Raw genomic sequence first — 17793 nt, 5'->3', positions numbered from 1 at the left:
ACAAAAAAATAGGAGTTGTAATGATGTATAAATATTTACATGTTTTGACCGACTTAGAAAGTATGATTCAAAATGGTGAGATAAAAGAAGGAAAGAAATTACCGTCTATACGGTCGCTTGTTACACAATATGAATGTAATAAGGCGACTGTAATACGAGCGCTGCATGAATTGGAAAAGCGTCATATTATTTATTCTGTACCTCAAAGTGGATACTACGTTGTTAAGAAATCTGGAAGTTACGTAGAAAGTAACGAGATTATTGATTTCGCTTCTTCGGCCCCAGATCCAGATGTTTTTCCATACTTAGATTTTCAGCATTGCATTAATAAAGCGATTGATACCTATAAGAATGATTTGTTTATATACGGAACACCGAAAGGGTTACCATCTTTAATTTCGGTTGTGCAAAAACAGTTAGCAAACTATCAAGTTTTCACAAAGGAAGATAATATATTTATAACGTCAGGTGTGCAGCAAGCACTTGCTATATTAACTTCAATACCATTTCCGAATGAACATAATATGATTCTAATTGAACAGCCAAGTTACCATTTATATATTGAATATGTAGAAACAAATAACATTCCTGTAATCGGAATTAAGCGTACGCATGAGGGGATAGATTTAAATGAACTAGAGCGGATATTCAGCACAGAAAAAATTAAATTCTTTTATACAACTCCAAGATTTCATCATCCACTTGGAACTTCGTATTCTAAAAAAGAGAGAGAAAAGATTGTTAAACTTGCGAAGAAATATAATGTATTTATAGTAGAAGACGACTATTTAGCAGATTTAGAAACTGATTCAAAAGTAGATCCGTTTTACAGCCAAGATAATTGTAATCATGTTATATATTTAAAAAGTTATTCGAAGATCATCTTTCCTGGTTTGCGAGTCGGTGTTGCAGTCATCCCGCAATCCATTGCAGATGCCTTTTATAAGTATAAAAAGATTTTAGATATCGATAGTCCTATGATTTCGCAAGCTGCTTTAGAAATTTACATAAAGAGCGGAATGTTTGATCGGCATAAACATAAAATAAAAGCATCTTACTACAATAGGTCAAAAAAACTAGCGGCAGTAGTAGAAGGTGTTCAAAATGAAAATCCACATTTGTTTACTTCTAGAACAGTAGATCCAATTGGAATACACACTTGTTTACAGTTGAAAAAAAATATAGTCACGGACACATTTATTAAAAATTTAAGCAAGAGTCAAATAAGCATAGATTCTATTGATAAAAATTATTTAAGTAACTTTCATAAAGAGAGATTGTTAAAGTTAAATGTATCTAATGTAAAAGAAGAAAAGATTGAAGAAGGGATTGGCAAAGTAATTGGGGAAATAAAACGAACGAACCGTGTGGATTTTCAGTTTAAAAAAGAATAAAAATTATGAGGGGGCGTGTTTTGAATAGAATAGCCTTGTTTGTATGTATTGCTCTTATTGATTCACAATATTATTGTTTAATTACAAAAAAAATCGTTACGTTCATGATCTGCCATTAAAAGGGCATTTTCTTGAATATGGATAAGAGAATGGGTTATTTATATGTGAATTAAAGGTAATTCAGAAGGTGTTATTTCGTTTTAGTATGTGGAAATATTACTCAACATTATGGAGGAGATCGATTATGAGCAATACACAGACATTACGAGGGCTAACCACAGTTAGTTTTTGGACAGATAATCTAGCAGCCGCAAAGAAATGGTACGCTGACCTATTAGGAAGTGAACCATACTTTGAACGTCCAGGATATGCCGAATTTCGCATTGGCGACTACCAACACGAGCTAGGTTTAATCGATAGCCGTTATGCGCCAGCTGATTCAGTGACCGGCCCATCTGGCTCTATAGTGTACTGGCATGTTGATGATGTAACAGCAACTTTCAATAAGCTACTGTCTATGGGAGCAAAAGAATATGAGGCACCTACAGAGCGCGGCGTGGGATTCATCACGGCTTCCGTAGTTGATCCCTTCGGAAACATATTAGGCGTTATGTACAATCAGCACTATTTAAATGTGCTGATTTCGAACAAAAAAGCATGAACTTCGCTGCTGCACAACGAGGCATAGGGTGCAATGCTAATCAAATTTAATTAATATTATTTTAACCCCTTCTTAAAATCAGAACGGGGTACCGAAAATAATTATACTTGATTATAAAGAGTAAGGAGAATCACATGAAACCATTACAAGGTAAAGTAGCAGTTGTGGCCGGAGCAACACGAGGCGCTGGAAGAGGTATTGCGATGATGCTTGGTGAAGCCGGTGCAACTGTATATGTAACAGGAAGAAGTACAAAAGGGAATTTATCCTGTATGGGAAGAACTGAAACGATTGAAGAAACGGCAGAGCTTGTTACAAAGCAAGGCGGAAAAGGAATCGCAGTTCGTGTTGATCATACGGTAGAAGAAGATATTAAAGCATTGTTTACAAAGATTCAAGACGAACAAAATGGACAGCTTGATATTTTAGTAAACGATGTTTGGGGCGGCGATCCTTTAACAGAATGGGAGAAACCTTTCTGGGAACACAACCTACATAACGGACTACTTATGCAACAAAGAGCTGTTCATTCTCATATAATGACAAGCCATTACGGTGTACCATTAATGGTAAAAAATAAAATGGGACTTGTTATTGAAATTACAGATGGAGTCGATTATCAATATCGAGGTAATTTGTACTATAGTTTAGCAAAAGTCTCAACAATTCATTTAGCAGAAGCTATGGCGAAAGATTTAGAACAACACAATATTACAGCTGTCGCAGTTAGTCCAGGATTCCTTCGTTCAGAAGCGATGTTAGATATATTTGGTGTAACAGAGGAGAATTGGCGAGAAGGAGCTAAACAAGACCCTCATTTTATCGCATCAGAAACTCCTTTCTTTGTTGGAAGAGCAGTAGCAGCTTTAGCAAGTGATCCAAATGTTCATGAAAAAACGGGACGAGCGTTAAGTTCATGGGAATTAGGAAGAGAGTATGGATTTACAGATATGGATGGAAGACGCCCAGATTGGGGGAAATATTTTGAGGAGAATGTTTTGAATCAAAATTAATGTTTTTAGAGCACTCAATAGCTGAGTGCTCTTGTTCTTTATACAATACGCAAATAATAAAGTCCTTTTAAAAATAAAATGGTTATTTAAAAAGCATTGGTACAAATGAAATACAGTCAAAAATAAAGTGACAAATCCAACTTACCCAAATACTTTTTGAATTTTTCCATATATAATTTAGTGCTAATCTAATTGGGATTATAGTTATTAATAACTGCATTGGCACAAAACCATAAGCTGGAATATGCCACAAAGCGAACAACAAACTACATATTAATGATGCCGTGCCAAATTTTAATCCTAATTTTTGTAATGCGATAATTATATTAGTGCAAATCAACTCTTCACCCATTAACATAAAGGGTACACGGAATAAAATCATAGAAATACTTATTACTTCAGCAACGGAATTTTTAGTTGCAGGTTCAAAAATGTAACTGAATATTAAGCTGGAACCGATACCTACGATAATTGTTAAAGGCAAACCCCAAAGTAATGTCTTGAAATTAAAATGTTTAAATTGCTCTAATGATATTTTTCCTAAAAAATAGTATCCTATAATTCCACATAATACAAGATTCCATAAAGCTTCAAGAATTATCCCCAATACTTCAGGTATATTATCTCCTAACACTGCGAAAAATTGATATACAATCCCGGACATAATTAATAATCCCAAAGCCAAAAGGGATTTCGAATCAATTTTCTTCTCTGTTTCTATAATCTTTGTTTCCACAACAACCCCTTCTTTCTTATTATTTCATTGATTACGAATATATAATAGCACATTGTTCTCCAAAATAATGGTAATTGAGACGATCATAATAATTTTATTTTTCCAAATCAGTAAGTCCAAGATTAGGAGATTCCTTGCAAGAATCATTTAGACCAAAACCTATTATTAATGTCGTGATTGAAATAAAGCATATTGCAAATGGTGTGAAATAAAGCAATTATTAAACAAAAATAATAATCGCCCATCAAATTTATGAGTAGGCGATTAATGTATTTCTAAGAACAAAATTAAACAACTTTATTATCTTTACACATATATCGCATAAAACATTTTTTAACTTCATTAAATGTATAGGGAATCATTACCAAAAAATGATATCCTTAAAGTATAGTCTATATTTTGTCTAGGAGGGTGATGGGGTCTATGGCGGTACGTATAGTCGATGATTTACAACAATTCTCTTTATTACTTATGTTTTTGAGTACATTAATATTTTACAGATACTTAAAGAAGATTAAACGAGAGAGAAAACTGACTTCTTTCGAATGGACAATGTATTTTGTTACTCAATTCGCGACTTCCATTTGGGCAATTACTTATTTTATTAAATTCTTGTCTGAATCGTAAGTTACATTAAACCATTTTAGTTTACTGGGTTATTGTTATCTATTAGGGATATAAATATAGTCCGTATCTAAGTCAATGACGACATCACTCTTAATGTCTTCTTGTAATGACTTTGGAATGTTTTCAAAATGATAACGTACACAAAATAAATTTATAAGCTCCTCATTAGATAACTCTTCATTTTTTACGTTAAAATACATTTTTTTTAACTTACTGATAGAACAGTTATGACCAATAACATACTCATTAATTCCATATCCATCAAATTCAATTATCATGTTATCACTATTGGTTGCTAGCCAACATTATAGCTTTAATTTTGGATGAATCTTTCATATTGATTATTATACATAGCTTATATATGTCTCGTCTCAATTATGATATTCAAAATAAGAAGAAAAACATTTGGAAATTTTTTTAGCAGGTGCAACAGCACGTTCTTTAATACCAATGCTAATAAAAGAAGGTCATACTGTGTATGCAATGATTCGTAACGAATCACAAGTAGAAGCAAATGAAGAAAGTTGATGCTTTAACATTACTAGCTGGGAGAGAGGTGCTTCAAAGAATAAGGCACGTAAAGAGAATGGATACTTTAAAATATCATAAAAATCCTTTAATGGGAATACTAGTAAAATCCACTATTAAAGGATTGGGCTGTAATGAATATACTTTTTGAAAGCATTATTTTAATCCTCACTGGAATTATTGTTTTAAAATTGACAGGTAGTAAATCTGTTAGCCAAATGACGAGAGCTGAAATTATTATTGTGGTTTCTATAGGACGTATTATTGTAGAACCTATATTAAGTAGGAAAGTAGGCCCATCTATTTTTGCTGCGTTTATTTTTGCGGGTGTTTTACTTATTATTCATTTTTTTGAATTGAAATCACGAAAAGTAGAAAAGTTTCTAAATGGAAATAGCATTATTGTTATAGAAAACGGAGAAATCTTAAAAAAAAATTTATTACGCGCGAAAATGTCAGAACAACAATTATTTATGCATCTGAGAGAAAAAGGTATACATGAAATCAAGAATTTACAACAAGCAACTGTAGAAACGAATGGACGGATTGGGTATCAACTAACTACTAAGGCACAACCAGTTACTTTGGAAATGCTAGAAAAGCTTCTAGAGCAATGCAATCTGAAAAAATAGTTTTAGACTGTACATAAAGGCACTTTTCACAAACGTGTAAAAGTCCCTTCAGTAATCCTGAAGGGACTTTCGTGTTATCTAATTTACCGAGGGTGATGACGATCAATATTACGATTAACAACAACAACATTAAAGTTCATAAAAATAAACAGAATGAATAATTGACAAAAAATGAGAATAGTAGTAATCTAACGTAAAACATACGCTACCGTATTTTATTAGGGGGATAATATGCAATTAACGAGAGAAGACTGGATAAAAGTAGGATTACAACAATTAGCTAATGAAGGTATACATAAAGTTCGCATTGAAGCACTTGCTCGATTGCTAAAAATAAGCAAAGGAAGCTTCTATCACTATTTTCGTGACCATCAAGAGCTTTTAGATTCTATGCTCGACTTTTGGGAAGTACATGCAACAAAGCTGATTGTTCAAAGTATGGAGCAACAGGATGCCTCTTTAGAACAGCTATTACAGATTAGTTTTAATCGAGATAAAAAAATTGAGAATGGTATTTATGCTTGGGCTAAATACGATCCTGTTGTGGCAACACGTTTAGTAGATATAGAAGAACAAAGAATTTCTTGTGTTGCAAAATTGTATCAAAAAATGGGCGTAGACGAAACTGAATCAATTGATCGAGCGAGACTTGCCTATTTAACGTATGTAGGATGGATGACAAGGTTTGAAGCAAATCTTAATTTTGATATTGATAAAATGGTTGAGCTTTTAACTTCTTTCAGCGGATGTCCAAACATCCACTGAAAAAAGTAAAGCCTCCGGACGCAATTATGCTGAGGCATAATTGATTATTCGATAATAAATGTCCCTAATATGGTTATAAAACCTGAAGGGACAATACTTTCACTATAACATACGGTAGTGTATGTTATCTTTGAAGTTACGAAATTGGGGGCGAATAAATGAAATTACTATTAATAGTAGTAGCTGTGGGGCTTCTGTGGTTTATCAGTTTTTTGCATATTTATTGGGCTTTTGGAGGTCGATGGGGTTCTGCTGCTGCTATCCCAGTAAAAGAGGGAGAACATAAGCCTGCTTTTACTCCGAGAATATGGGGAACATTATTCGTAGCCATTCTTATTCTATTAGCTAGTGTCATTATTGTTGTTCAAGTAGGTTATTTGCAGGGGTTCGAAGCAAATAGTTTATCTAAAATCGGAAGTATTGTCTGTGCTTTAGTTTTCATTGTTAGGGCAATTGGTGATTTTAAGTTTGTTGGATTTTTCAAAAAAATTAAACATTCTCAGTTTGCTAGATATGACACTTGGTTCTATAGTCCATTATGTTTATTCTTTGGTTTTGTCTATATCATGTTGTTGTTTTAATAAGTATAATGAATTCACTATAAAATAAATTTTATGCAGGAAGAAAACACCTCTTATTGAACAAGTAGCAATAAAAAGAAGTTTGAGCATAGCAATAGAGCAATACGGGTTCTGGTGACAGCGAAGTCCGCTATGATTAGTCATTTGTGTTTAAAAAGAGGATAGATAGGGCGAATTTATTCAAGCTCTTCTATCCTTTTAATTTTTATACATATAATGTATGACATTAGATAAGAATTCACTATTAATAATAGGTTCAGCTTATATCTTGAATTTTAATAAAATTTTAAAGTGTTGATTTTTTATTGTGTGAATAAGAGGTTAGTTGTTGTTTTGGAGTTTAAATCATTGATTTAAACTTAGCAATTGTATCATGTAATCTTTCTAATCCAATCAACATATCTTTATCATTTAACATTGAATAACTAATTCGTAAATGATTATATTGAGTTTCATGGCTTAACAAACAAGCTGTGCCGGGTAAAAAAGAAATATCTACTTCATTCGCTTTTTGTAATAATGTAAAAGGATCGATTGACTGAGGGAGTGTAATCCATAAGTTAAATCCTCCATTAGGTATTTCAAATTCTAATTCTTTTAATGGAGATAATATATCAATTGTTAAATCGCGTCTAATTTGTAAAGCTGTACGTAATTTTTCTAAATGATTTTTCATTCGTTCCGCTCGTAAAAAAGGAAGTAGTGCTTTCTGCGTTAATAAAGGGCTACCAATATCCATCGAAGCCTTCACAGCGTATAACCATTCAAAGATATGTCCTTCAGCTGCAAGTGCCGCGATGCGAAGACCTGGTGCTAACGTTTTACTAAATCCTTTTAAATATATAACATGACCATTTGTATCAAAGCTTTTTATTGGAGGGGGAATTTTAAAATCCTCAAAATAAATTTCTCCGAAAGAATCATCCTCAATAATGAAGAAGTTATATAGCTCTGCTAGTTCTACAAGTTCCATTCTTCTTTCTTTACTCATTACTGTGCCCGTTGGATTCTGAAAAGTAGGATTCACATATAACAAAACAGGATTCTTTCTTTGACAAATATCATCGATTAAATCTGAGCGAATGCCGTTGTTATCAAGACTAACAGGGATAATTTGAACTCCTTTATTAACAAATACATCAAGCGCCGCTCCATAACACGGACTTTCTACTAACACTATGTCTCCAGGCTTTAATAATGTTTGGGCGATTAAATCGATGCCTTGCTGGGCACCACTTGTAATTAATAATTGAGATGGATCTGTAACTAATTGTTGGTGTTCTTTTAAGTAGTTTGTTATTTCCACTCTAAGTTCTTTATCGCCTTGAACAGGTCCGTAAGTTGCTAGTATCATTTGATCTTTATTAAGTAATTTGTGCATTTCATCTGAAAGAAACGGATTTGGTAATAAACGCGGATAAAGGACCGCCTGTGAAAAATCGAAATATTTACGGTGTTGGTTCATCACATATTGAGAACGCATAACATTAATGGATTTCGTTTGTTGCCATTGATATGGAATTGGTTTGAAATCTTTATTCACACGTTTATGTATATAGGCACCTTTTCCTTGTTCAATTCGTATATAACCTTTCGTTTCTAACTGTTTATAAGCTTTACGAACAGTTAATAAACTAATTTGCAAATCATCGGCCATAGAACGTAAAGAAGGGAGGTAATCGCCATGTGAAAGCATCCCGCTTTGAATTCTCTCAACAATTTGCATATATATTTGTTGGTAATATGGTATGTTGGATTCTTTACGTAGTACTATCTTCATAGAATCACCTGTTTTTCTTTTTAATTTAATTAAAGCGAAAAACATCCTGACAATCAACTATATTTTTATTCAACTGTTATATGCGTGGATACACTGTTATACACCATATCCTCTATACTCATTTCAAGAGTAAAAAGGAGGAAGGAAAATGGTCATTTTAAATTATATTTTAGTATGTATTATTTTTGGAACGACATTTTTAACGATAAAAATTGGAATAGAAGCGGGGGCACCACCATTATTTTCAGCTGGAATTCGTTTCTTTTTGGCGGGCCTTATTCTCATTATTATTTTTAAATTAAAGCGAAAGGATATTATGCCTTACTTATTATCGAAACGTATTATATATGCTGGTTTTTGTTTAACATTTATGACATTCGCGACCCTTTACTGGGCTGAACAATATATTTCTTCTGGATTAGCTGCAGTTCTATCTGCAACAGCCCCAATGATGATTTTGCTATTACAATCAAAGAGAAATAAAACAAAATTGCAAAAAGAACAACTTGTCGCTTTAGTTATAGCACTCCTTGGTGTTTTTTGCATTTCTTTACCTGGAATGCATCAAGAACTTACATTCATATGGAGTATCGCTTGCCTTTTTATATTAGTAGGAGAGTTGTTTTATGGAATAGGTTCTATTCGTTCTAAAGAGATACTTTCAGATTTACCTAACGTATCACCATTTCTCATTAACGGCATTCAAATGTTTTATGGAGGAGTTTTGTTGTTAATTGTATCTATCGTAATGGAACAGCCTAATCTAACAATCTTAACATCTTGGAATGTACAATGGCCAATTTTATATCTCATATTTGTAGGATCTATCGGTGGACACGGTTTATATTACTGGCTTTTATCAAAAACAAATCCTGTATTTCCATCAACGTGGTTATATGTATCGCCGTTAATTGCTGTTATTGTAGGTTATTTTGTATTAGGAGAACCATTAAATCCTACAATGGGAATTGGAGCTTGTTTAATCTTGATTGGTGTATTTTTAGCGAATCGTTCTACACTTGGAGTTTATTTTAAGCAGGGAAGGTTGTTAAAAAAAGAGATGTAGTTAAAGTTTAATGATGTGGAAAACAGTGGAAAACGCATTCGAAATTTAGAAGAAAAAATAGTTAATTTGAAGAAAAGGATTAACACATTAGAATACGGATTAGAGATAGTAAAATCAAAAACACAGTTGGAGAAATAACCAACTGTGTTTTAATATAGGGTGTATTTAATTTTACACTTAACTAAATCAATCGCATATTGTTTGGTGGATAAGTGTTATTTTTTTATTATGGTATTACCCATCGCGATAGAAATTCGATTCCAACTGTTTATTTGATTAATGATTAACACAAGGTCAACATATTGTTTTTCGTCAAAGTGTTCACGTACTCGGTTGTATAGATTTTCAGGAACTCTTTTAGTAGGAATGAGAGTAATATGCTCCGATAGTTCCAAAGCAACTTTTTCTTCAGGAGTATAAAAATCACAATCATCCCAAGCATTTAAGCAATAAATTCTTTGCTCGGTTTCACCCAATTTTCGGGCGTCAGAAGTATGCATATCGATACAATAAGCACAGCCGTTAATTTGAGAGACTCTAATTTTTATAAGCTCTCTAACAGCTCGATTAATTGAAGATTTCTTCGTGTATTTCTCCATATCCATCATAATTTTCATACCATCAGGCGAAATATCATAATAAGACATTCTTTGACTCATAAGACAAAACCTCCGTTATTATAAGTTTTTATAATAAAAACACACTAGGTCGCTATTGTGACTTCTAGTGTGTTTTTGTAATTAATTCACTTTTTTTATAAAACCTTTATAATGACGCTTCACAAGTTGACTTTCTAACGTCTTCATCGTTTCTAATGCAACACCTACGATGATTAGTAAACTTGTACCACCGATTTGAGCAGATGGTGGTAATGTAGCGATTTTTGTAAATACAAGTGGTAATATTGAAATTGCTCCTAAGAAAATCGCACCGATAAATGTTAAACGGTATAAAATTTTTGTTACATACTGTTCTGTAGATTTACCTGGGCGAATACCCGGGACATATCCGTTTTGCTTTTTCAAATTCTCAGCCATTTGTTCAGGATTTACTTGAATAAACGCGTAGAAATATGTGAAGGCAACGATAAGACCCACATATAGTGTCATTCCAAATGGATGTGCAAAATCAAGATTCGCAATTATCCATTTAGATACGCTTGAATCAGGGAAGAGCTGCGCAATTGTACGCGGCGTCATTAAAAAGGCTGAAGCAAAGATAACAGGAATTACACCTGCACTATTTACTTTAAGAGGTAAATGAGTATTTTTTGCTCCTTGATATTGATTGTTTCCTGAAACAGCTTTTGCATATTGAATCGGTATTTTTCGAACAGCTTGTTGAATGTAAATAACACCAACAACTATCGCTAAAATTACGAGTCCAATTAAAACCATTTTTATTATGTGCATAAATAACTGATCGCCTGCGTTTTGGAATTGTTGCAAATAAATTTGATTAGCGACATTTGGAATCGCCGCAACAAGTCCTGCGAAGATAATCATTGAGATTCCATTACCAACGCCATTAGCGGTAATTTGTTCACCTAACCAAAGTAAAAATGCAGTACCAGCAGTTAAAACTGTCGCAATAAATAAGTATGTAGTCCAGCTTTGATCTGTAATTAATTGTCCACCTGCTATATTATTAAAACCATAAGACATCCCAATGGATTGTATAAATGCGAGAATGATTGTAAAGTATCGAGTAAATTGAGCTGATTTCTTACGGCCCATTTCTCCTTGCTTTGCCCATTCTGTAAATTTAGGTACAACGTCCATTTGTAGTAATTGTACAATGATAGAAGCTGTAATATATGGTGTGATACCTACAGCAAAGATTGAGAAGTGTTGCAGTGCTCCTCCGCCAAATACGTTTAGCATACCTAAAACGTTGGCTTGATCTTGTACTTTTAATACCTCTGCGTTAGTATGAGGAACTGGAATAAACGTGCCAATTCGAAAAACAATTAGCATCGCTAGTGTAAAAAGAATTTTGTTTCTTATCTCAGCTACTCTCATGAAATTTGAAATCGTACGAAACATTATGTCGCCTCCTATATTTTTATCAGTTCAAAACTGATTATTATATCCCGATGAAGTAACCACAAACCTCCTTCCGCATTAAATTCATTTGACAAATGGAATTTTATACATTTTGTAGTTTTCACGGATATAAAAATATAAGGTGTTATACAAGCGATTTATTGACTTTTCGTAATCATTCAATACCCATAATATAACTAATAAATTAACAAATGTACATACATAAGCATGAAAAATGAATGAATAGGATGATTTTTTACATATATTTAATGCTAGATTGATAATTAGGAACGTTTTATGTGGTTATATTGAAGGGATTCCGTGGAAAGTATTATGATGTAGCTGTAGCGCATAATAACCTCAAGGAAATCTTCAAGGATGTTGAGAGAACTCATACGTTTCAGCATGAATTAGAGAACCTACTAAAGAAAGAAAAGATTGGATTGGAATAATAGTGAAGGAAAATCTTTTTTCCATAGAGAATATTTCTAGCGTAGGAATCTAAGTATGTAGGTTCTAATGAAAGGAGAATTCACATGAATACATTTGTAAATGACAAGTTTTATGAAACTAGAAATCAATTATTTGAGGAAATTACTTTGTTAAGTGATGCTCAATTTAATAGGAAACCAGATAAGGATAAATGGAGTATAGCACAAGTTTGTCATCACTTAGTTTTATTAGATGAGAGAGTTATAACAGTTATTTCATCGGGATTAAAAAAGATGGATAGTATCTTAAATGAGCGTAAAGAAATTCACACTATTTTATTAGATAGATCGATAAAATTTATAGCCCCAGAAATGATTGAACCAAGTATAGAACCATTTGAAGTGCAGCAAATGGTTGATTTGTTAAACGACTCTAGAAAAGAATTGATGCGTTTCCTGAGTACAATAGAAGATGAATCTATATTAGCGAAAAAATCAGTGACGCATTCAGCTCTTGGAGAATTACTCCTTGATCAGTGGATAGAACTGATCTATTTGCATGAACAGCGTCATATAGAACAAATCAAAGAGATAAAATTGCTTTGTGAAGTTGAAAAGTAAAAATCATTATCTATTTATTGAGCGATTTGGGATAGCATCAAGGGTTCGAGTGATAAAATACAAGTCCTGATTAAAATTATGATGAATTTAGTTGAAAGCAACCAATAAGCAGAAAAAAATACGAAACTAGCAGATTTTACTCCTGAAGAGGAAACGAACATTTGAAAAAAATCTGAATCCGATTTGCTGTATAAGTGTAACCCCGTCTTAAATGAAGAGCGGGGTTATTATTTTTGGAAGTGATCTCAGTATTTTCATATAGAAGGAAAAAATTAGAAATAAAATCCGAAAATGAGTTGCATGTCCAAAATTTTGAAAGTACATATACATCTACCGTTGGTTTAGCGCCCTTCACACGTTGGAGGAAGAAGTATTTTATTAGAAAATGATAAAATACTATTCTGTTAGGGGATATATGCATTTTATTCTCTATATTTTCACAGCAAAACCAACTACAAAATTATCTTTTGTAGTTGAATTTCTCTGAATAATAAGTTACATTTTTAAAGTTCAAGCAACTTTATGACAGTACAAAAAGGGGAGAAATATTGTTATTATGCAAAAAATGAAATGGAAGAACTATGTATGCAATTTTATTATTCTTATGCTTCTTGTAACAGCAGTAACAGTCAAACCAGCTATTTCTAAGGCTGAGGAATCTAATGTTAATATTACATTGTTAGGTACTGCAGATATTCATGGTAGATTTATGCCTTGGGATTATGCGCTTGATGGAGCAAATATGAGTGGAAGTTTGACGCAGCTTTATACGGTTATAAAGAAGGTACGTCAAGAAAATCCAAATACCATATTAGTAGATGCCGGGGATACAATTCAAGGAAACTCAGTAGAATTATTCAACGATAAGCCACAATCGCCAATGATGGTAGCAATGAATACAATGGGATATGACGCCTGGGCATTTGGAAATCATGAATTCAACTTTGGATTAGATACATTGAAAAAAGTTAGTGAGCAATACAAGGGAAAGACGTTAGCAGGAAATATTTATAAGGAAAATGGAGAGCGTTTTCTTCCTGCATATACGATTGTTGAAAAAGGTGGAATTAAAGTCGGGATTATTGGTATGAATACACCAATGATTAGTGATTTTGAAAAAGGGACAGATCATTTGGATGGTTTAGTAGTGAAAAATCCAGTAGAAGAGACAAAAAAGGCTATTAAAGAATTAGAAGATAAAGTAGATGTAATGGTAGGGGTTATGCATATGGGACTAGAAAATGAGAATGGAATCCCAGGTACTGGTGTTCAAGATATTGCGAATGCTTGTCCGGAACTAAGCGCTATTTTTGCGGCTCATATGCATAAACTTGTAAAAAAAGAAGTTGTAAATGGCGTAATTATTACAGAACCAGATAAATACGGAACGCATATTTCACGTATTGACCTTACTTTTACAAAGCAAGATGGGAAGCTTGTTTTAAAAGATAAAACAGCTACCGCTATACCTGTAAAAAATGCTGATGGAACTACAGTATTATCTGATTCTACACTTGAAGAAACACTAACACCTTTTCATGAGTATGCGAGAGGAGATGCAAATGTTGTAGTGGCCCAATTAAAGGGTAGAAACCTTGTTCCTGAAAATGAAATAAAGGGTATTCCAAGTGTGCAGATTCAAGAGACACCTTTATCAGATTTCTTTCATGAAGTCATGCTCCATTACAGTAAGGCGGATGTAGTAGCCCATCAAATTGATAATGATTATGCCCGTTTGGATATAGGTCCTATAAAGAAGAAAGATATTGCTTATAATTATCAATATGCTTTGGGAGAAATTACAGTATATAAGATAACTGGAAAAGATTTAAAAGACTATATGGAATGGGCAGCAGGATATTTTAACTCATCTCGTGCCGGAGATGTAACAGTTAGCTTTGATAAAAATCGTCGTGCGTCTAAATACAGTACGAACGATTTCTTTGGAGGCGTAAAATACGAAATTGACTTAACAAAACCATATGGTAGTAGAATTACAAATTTACGCTCTATTCGTACAAATAAACCAATCAAAATGAGCGATGTTATGACGCTAGGAATGAATGCGTATAGAATGGAGGCTCTTCAGGCAAAAGGGGGAGCTTTAGAGGGACGTAAATTTGAACAAACTTGGTCATCTAAACAAGAGAATGCATTCGGAGAAACAGGTGGAACCATTCGTAACCTTGCTATTACATATTTAAAAGAGGTAAAGAACGGTGTATACACGCCAAAAGTTATGCATAATTGGAAAATTACTGGTGTAGATACACATTCTTCAGAGCATAAGGCTGTAGTTGATCTTGTAAATAAAGGGATTTTAGAAATCCCAAAAACAGAAGATGGAAAATATACAAATATAGCATCTATAAATACTAAAGATTCAATTACAAAAGAAGAGATTGTAGCACTCTCACAAAAAGCTAATATTAATCCAAATCAGTTTAATCATGTAAAAAGAAAAGGTGAATTTTACAAAAAACTTAGTAGGATAATTAAATAAATATAAAAAAGATGGCTCTCGTGCAAAAAACTATTAAACTTGGACATACCATTATCCTAAAAAAGTTTGTGATCGGTATGGAAATATAGAGAATCATCGGTAAAAAATCCCCTGAATCGCTTTAAAAATTTAGGGGATTTTTCATTTGAATAATTATTGTTTCATTTCTCACTATGTATATTTATAATATGCTTTAAAAGAACATACCTTAAGTTAATAACATGCAATAGATATGTCCTTTTCTATATTTAAATGGGGAGACAAAAATATCTTTGAAAGATATTTTTGACAAGATAAAAAAGCCTGAAACTCATATAAGACTTCAGCAGTCTCAAAACGTTACAATCCATGCAGCTATAGACATAAATAACAAAATTATATTGAAAAATCTAACTTGTATATGCGTTGCCTCACTAAAGTATTTATCTACTATTCTTAAAATAGTAAAGAGTGGTTTTTTATGTTGTTAATAAGATATAAGTGTACTTTGATTAGAATGAATATAGATAATTAACGACTAACCAATTGGATGAGCACCTAAAAGGGCTCATTTTTTATTTTATCGACCACATATATGTAATTTTGCATAATATTACATAAATTTTGTATTTTCTCTTTTTTTCGACATAAATAGACAGTATACTTTGTACAAGCTTTCTATTTCAAAAATTATACGAGGTGAAAAAATGAAAAACACAAAGACATTAACTAAAGTAGCATTAACAACAGGATTAGCTTTAACAGCTGTGGCACCATACGGAATAGGTCATGCAGAGGAAACAGATCAACTTCAAGTTCAAATTCAGGAGGACTCATTCCGTTCAGGTGAACTTACACAACCGTCACAAAAAACACCAGAGAATGTAGTAAAAGATGCTCTTAAGGAGAAAGCTGAACAAGCTCTTTCTCCAAATCAAGTCAATGGAGAAACAGGAGTAGATTATAAAGTTCTTCAAAAACGTGGTTCGTATGATGGAACAACACTTGTGCGTATGCAGCAAACATACGAAGGAAAAGAAGTATATGGCCATCAATTAACTGCACACGTAGATAATAACGGTGTTATTAAAAGTGTTTCAGGCGATAGCGCGCAAAATTTAAAACAAGAAGAATTGAAAAAGCCTATTAATCTATCAAAAGATGAAGCGAAACAATATATTTATACGAAATACGGGAACGATATCAAGTTTATTTCTGAGCCAGAAGTTAAGGAAGTTATTTTTGTTGATGAAAATAATGGACAAGCTAGCAATGCATATCAAGTTACATTTGAAGCGGCAACACCAAACTATGTTTCTGGAACTTATTTAGTAAATGCACAAAATGGTGATATGTTAAAAAATATGGTACAAGAATCTAACTTAAAAGCAAGTGAAAAACTAGTTGGAGCTTTAAAGGAAAGTAAAAAAAGTAGTCTTACATCATTAACTGGAACAGGAAAAGATGATTTAGGTATATCTCGTTCATTTGGTATTTCTAAACAAAGTAATGGTAAATATGCACTTGCTGATTATACAAGAGGGCAAGGAATTGAAACATATGATGTGAATTACAGAGATATTACTAAAGAAGAAAGCTATTATCCTGGTACACTAGCAACCAGCACTTCAACAACATTTAACGATCCAAAAGCAGTAAGTGCTCATTATTTAGCAACAAAGGTATTTGATTTTTATAAAGATAAATATAAGCGTAATAGTTTTGATAATAAGGGACAAAAGGTAGTTTCAGTTGTACATGCTTGGGATTCTGAAGATACGAACGATCCGAAAAATTGGCAAAATGCATTAAGTGCTAATAATGGAAGTATGCTTGTATATGGCGATCCTATTGTCAAGGCATATGACGTAGCTGGACATGAATTTACACATGCTGTTACTTCTAGCGAATCTAATCTTGAATATTACGGTGAATCTGGTGCGATTAATGAAGCGCTATCTGATATTATGGGAACATCTATTGAGAAATACGTAAATAATGGAAGCTTTAACTGGACAATGGGAGAACAAACTGGATCTGTTTTCCGTGATATGGAAAACCCAGCTTCTGTTCCATCTTCACTTGGAGTACCTTATCCAGATGATTACAGTGAATTTAACGATTTTAATGGATGGGATCAAGGCGGCGTTCATTTTAATTCAAGTATTATTAATAAAGTTGCGTATCTCATTGCAAAAGGCGGAACTCATAACGGAGTAACTGTTAAAGGAATTGGTGAAGATAAAATGTTTGATATTTTCTATTATGCAAATACAGATGAATTAAACATGACATCTAATTTCAAAGAATTGAAATCAGCATGTATTCGAGTGGCAACTAATAAATATGGGGCGAATACAGCTGAAGTTCAAGCAGTGCAAAAAGCATTTGATGCAGCAAAAATTAAGTAAGTTAGAAATATAGTTTTCAT

General features: G+C 32.9%; 17 protein-coding genes and 2 pseudogenes. 14 read left to right on the top strand and 5 right to left on the bottom strand.

What is annotated here, in order from left to right; translation table 11 throughout:
- The first annotated feature begins 23 nt into the window (after positions 1-23).
- The 3 genes from MHH66_RS13720 to MHH66_RS13710 all read left to right on the top strand — a co-directional run bounded on the left by MHH66_RS13720 (position 24) and on the right by MHH66_RS13710 (position 3068).
- Positions 24-1394 carry an aminotransferase-like domain-containing protein gene (locus tag MHH66_RS13720; RefSeq protein ID WP_061690185.1) on the top strand — a complete coding sequence of 457 codons (1371 nt, stop codon included), beginning with the start codon at positions 24-26 and terminating at the stop codon, positions 1392-1394.
- A gap of 244 nt (positions 1395-1638) precedes the next feature.
- A complete protein-coding gene (locus MHH66_RS13715; protein ID WP_061690184.1) occupies positions 1639-2055 on the top strand; it encodes a VOC family protein in 417 nt (138 codons plus the stop codon).
- A 134-nt stretch (positions 2056-2189) separates the two neighbouring features.
- Complete coding sequence (locus MHH66_RS13710; protein ID WP_002032284.1) at positions 2190-3068, top strand: SDR family oxidoreductase; 879 nt, start codon at positions 2190-2192, stop codon at positions 3066-3068.
- A gap of 82 nt (positions 3069-3150) precedes the next feature.
- On the opposite strand, the gene MHH66_RS13705 is transcribed toward MHH66_RS13710, so the two are convergent.
- Positions 3151-3804 carry a CPBP family intramembrane glutamic endopeptidase gene (locus tag MHH66_RS13705; RefSeq protein WP_078185752.1) on the bottom strand — a complete coding sequence of 218 codons (654 nt, stop codon included), beginning with the start codon at positions 3802-3804 and terminating at the stop codon, positions 3151-3153.
- Between the two features lie 423 nt (positions 3805-4227).
- Here MHH66_RS13705 and MHH66_RS13700 point away from each other — a divergent pair, with 423 nt between their 5' ends.
- Positions 4228-4431, top strand: coding sequence for a hypothetical protein (locus MHH66_RS13700; RefSeq protein ID WP_000290880.1), 204 nt, complete (start codon positions 4228-4230; stop codon positions 4429-4431).
- Between the two features lie 35 nt (positions 4432-4466).
- Here MHH66_RS13700 and MHH66_RS13695 read toward each other — a convergent pair whose 3' ends face one another.
- A complete protein-coding gene (locus MHH66_RS13695) occupies positions 4467-4709 on the bottom strand; it encodes a hypothetical protein (protein WP_002200406.1) in 243 nt (80 codons plus the stop codon).
- 127 nt (positions 4710-4836) lie between these two features.
- Here MHH66_RS13695 and MHH66_RS13690 point away from each other — a divergent pair.
- The 4 genes and pseudogenes from MHH66_RS13690 to MHH66_RS13675 all read left to right on the top strand — a co-directional run bounded on the left by MHH66_RS13690 (position 4837) and on the right by MHH66_RS13675 (position 6937).
- A pseudogene (locus tag MHH66_RS13690) lies at positions 4837-5110 on the top strand (hypothetical protein).
- Positions 5094-5591 carry a DUF421 domain-containing protein gene (locus tag MHH66_RS13685; RefSeq protein ID WP_002085380.1) on the top strand — a complete coding sequence of 166 codons (498 nt, stop codon included), beginning with the start codon at positions 5094-5096 and terminating at the stop codon, positions 5589-5591. The pseudogene MHH66_RS13690 and the gene MHH66_RS13685 overlap by 17 nt, the downstream one beginning before the upstream one ends.
- 231 nt (positions 5592-5822) lie before the next feature.
- A complete protein-coding gene (locus tag MHH66_RS13680; protein ID WP_002013313.1) occupies positions 5823-6356 on the top strand; it encodes a TetR/AcrR family transcriptional regulator in 534 nt (177 codons plus the stop codon).
- 158 nt (positions 6357-6514) lie between these two features.
- Positions 6515-6937 carry a DUF3995 domain-containing protein gene (locus MHH66_RS13675; protein WP_078185753.1) on the top strand — a complete coding sequence of 141 codons (423 nt, stop codon included), beginning with the start codon at positions 6515-6517 and terminating at the stop codon, positions 6935-6937.
- 340 nt (positions 6938-7277) lie between these two features.
- Here MHH66_RS13675 and pdxR read toward each other — a convergent pair whose 3' ends face one another.
- Positions 7278-8717 carry a MocR-like pyridoxine biosynthesis transcription factor PdxR gene (pdxR, locus tag MHH66_RS13670; protein ID WP_016095415.1) on the bottom strand — a complete coding sequence of 480 codons (1440 nt, stop codon included), beginning with the start codon at positions 8715-8717 and terminating at the stop codon, positions 7278-7280.
- 148 nt (positions 8718-8865) lie between these two features.
- Between pdxR and MHH66_RS13665 the strand changes: the two genes are divergently transcribed.
- Positions 8866-9783: a DMT family transporter gene (locus MHH66_RS13665; protein WP_016095416.1), complete on the top strand. Its 918-nt coding sequence runs from the start codon at positions 8866-8868 to the stop codon at positions 9781-9783.
- Positions 9784-9921 (top strand): annotated as a pseudogene (locus tag MHH66_RS28605) (DnaA N-terminal domain-containing protein); the annotation flags it as partial.
- Positions 9922-9998: 77 nt separating this feature from the next.
- Here the strand turns inward: MHH66_RS28605 and MHH66_RS13660 are convergent.
- Together MHH66_RS13660 and secY are read right to left on the bottom strand one after the other, a co-directional pair.
- Entirely contained in the window at positions 9999-10442 is a 444-nt protein-coding gene (locus MHH66_RS13660; RefSeq protein WP_078185798.1) for a carboxymuconolactone decarboxylase family protein, read from the bottom strand.
- Between the two features lie 81 nt (positions 10443-10523).
- Positions 10524-11828: a preprotein translocase subunit SecY gene (secY, locus tag MHH66_RS13655; RefSeq protein WP_002069884.1), complete on the bottom strand. Its 1305-nt coding sequence runs from the start codon at positions 11826-11828 to the stop codon at positions 10524-10526.
- A 299-nt stretch (positions 11829-12127) separates the two neighbouring features.
- On the opposite strand from secY, the gene MHH66_RS13650 reads away from it, so the two are divergent.
- The 4 genes from MHH66_RS13650 to MHH66_RS13635 all read left to right on the top strand — a co-directional run bounded on the left by MHH66_RS13650 (position 12128) and on the right by MHH66_RS13635 (position 17773).
- On the top strand, positions 12128-12280 hold the full coding sequence (locus MHH66_RS13650) for a hypothetical protein (protein ID WP_002069882.1): 153 nt from the start codon (positions 12128-12130) through the stop codon (positions 12278-12280).
- Between the two features lie 84 nt (positions 12281-12364).
- Positions 12365-12880 (top strand): DinB family protein, encoded by a 516-nt coding sequence (locus MHH66_RS13645; protein ID WP_078185797.1) that lies wholly within the window; start codon positions 12365-12367, stop codon positions 12878-12880.
- 556 nt (positions 12881-13436) lie between these two features.
- Complete coding sequence (locus MHH66_RS13640; protein ID WP_002032306.1) at positions 13437-15383, top strand: bifunctional metallophosphatase/5'-nucleotidase; 1947 nt, start codon at positions 13437-13439, stop codon at positions 15381-15383.
- 686 nt (positions 15384-16069) lie between these two features.
- Positions 16070-17773, top strand: coding sequence for a M4 family metallopeptidase (locus tag MHH66_RS13635; protein WP_002127556.1), 1704 nt, complete (start codon positions 16070-16072; stop codon positions 17771-17773).
- Positions 17774-17793: the final 20 nt, after the last annotated feature.

Origin of the sequence: Bacillus sp. FSL H8-0492 (assembly GCF_038006145.1) — a bacterium.
Classification (GTDB): Bacteria; Bacillota; Bacilli; order Bacillales; family Bacillaceae_G; genus Bacillus_A; species Bacillus_A mycoides.
Note: the sequence above shows the minus strand (reverse complement) of the source record. Positions and strands in the feature narration are given on the sequence as shown.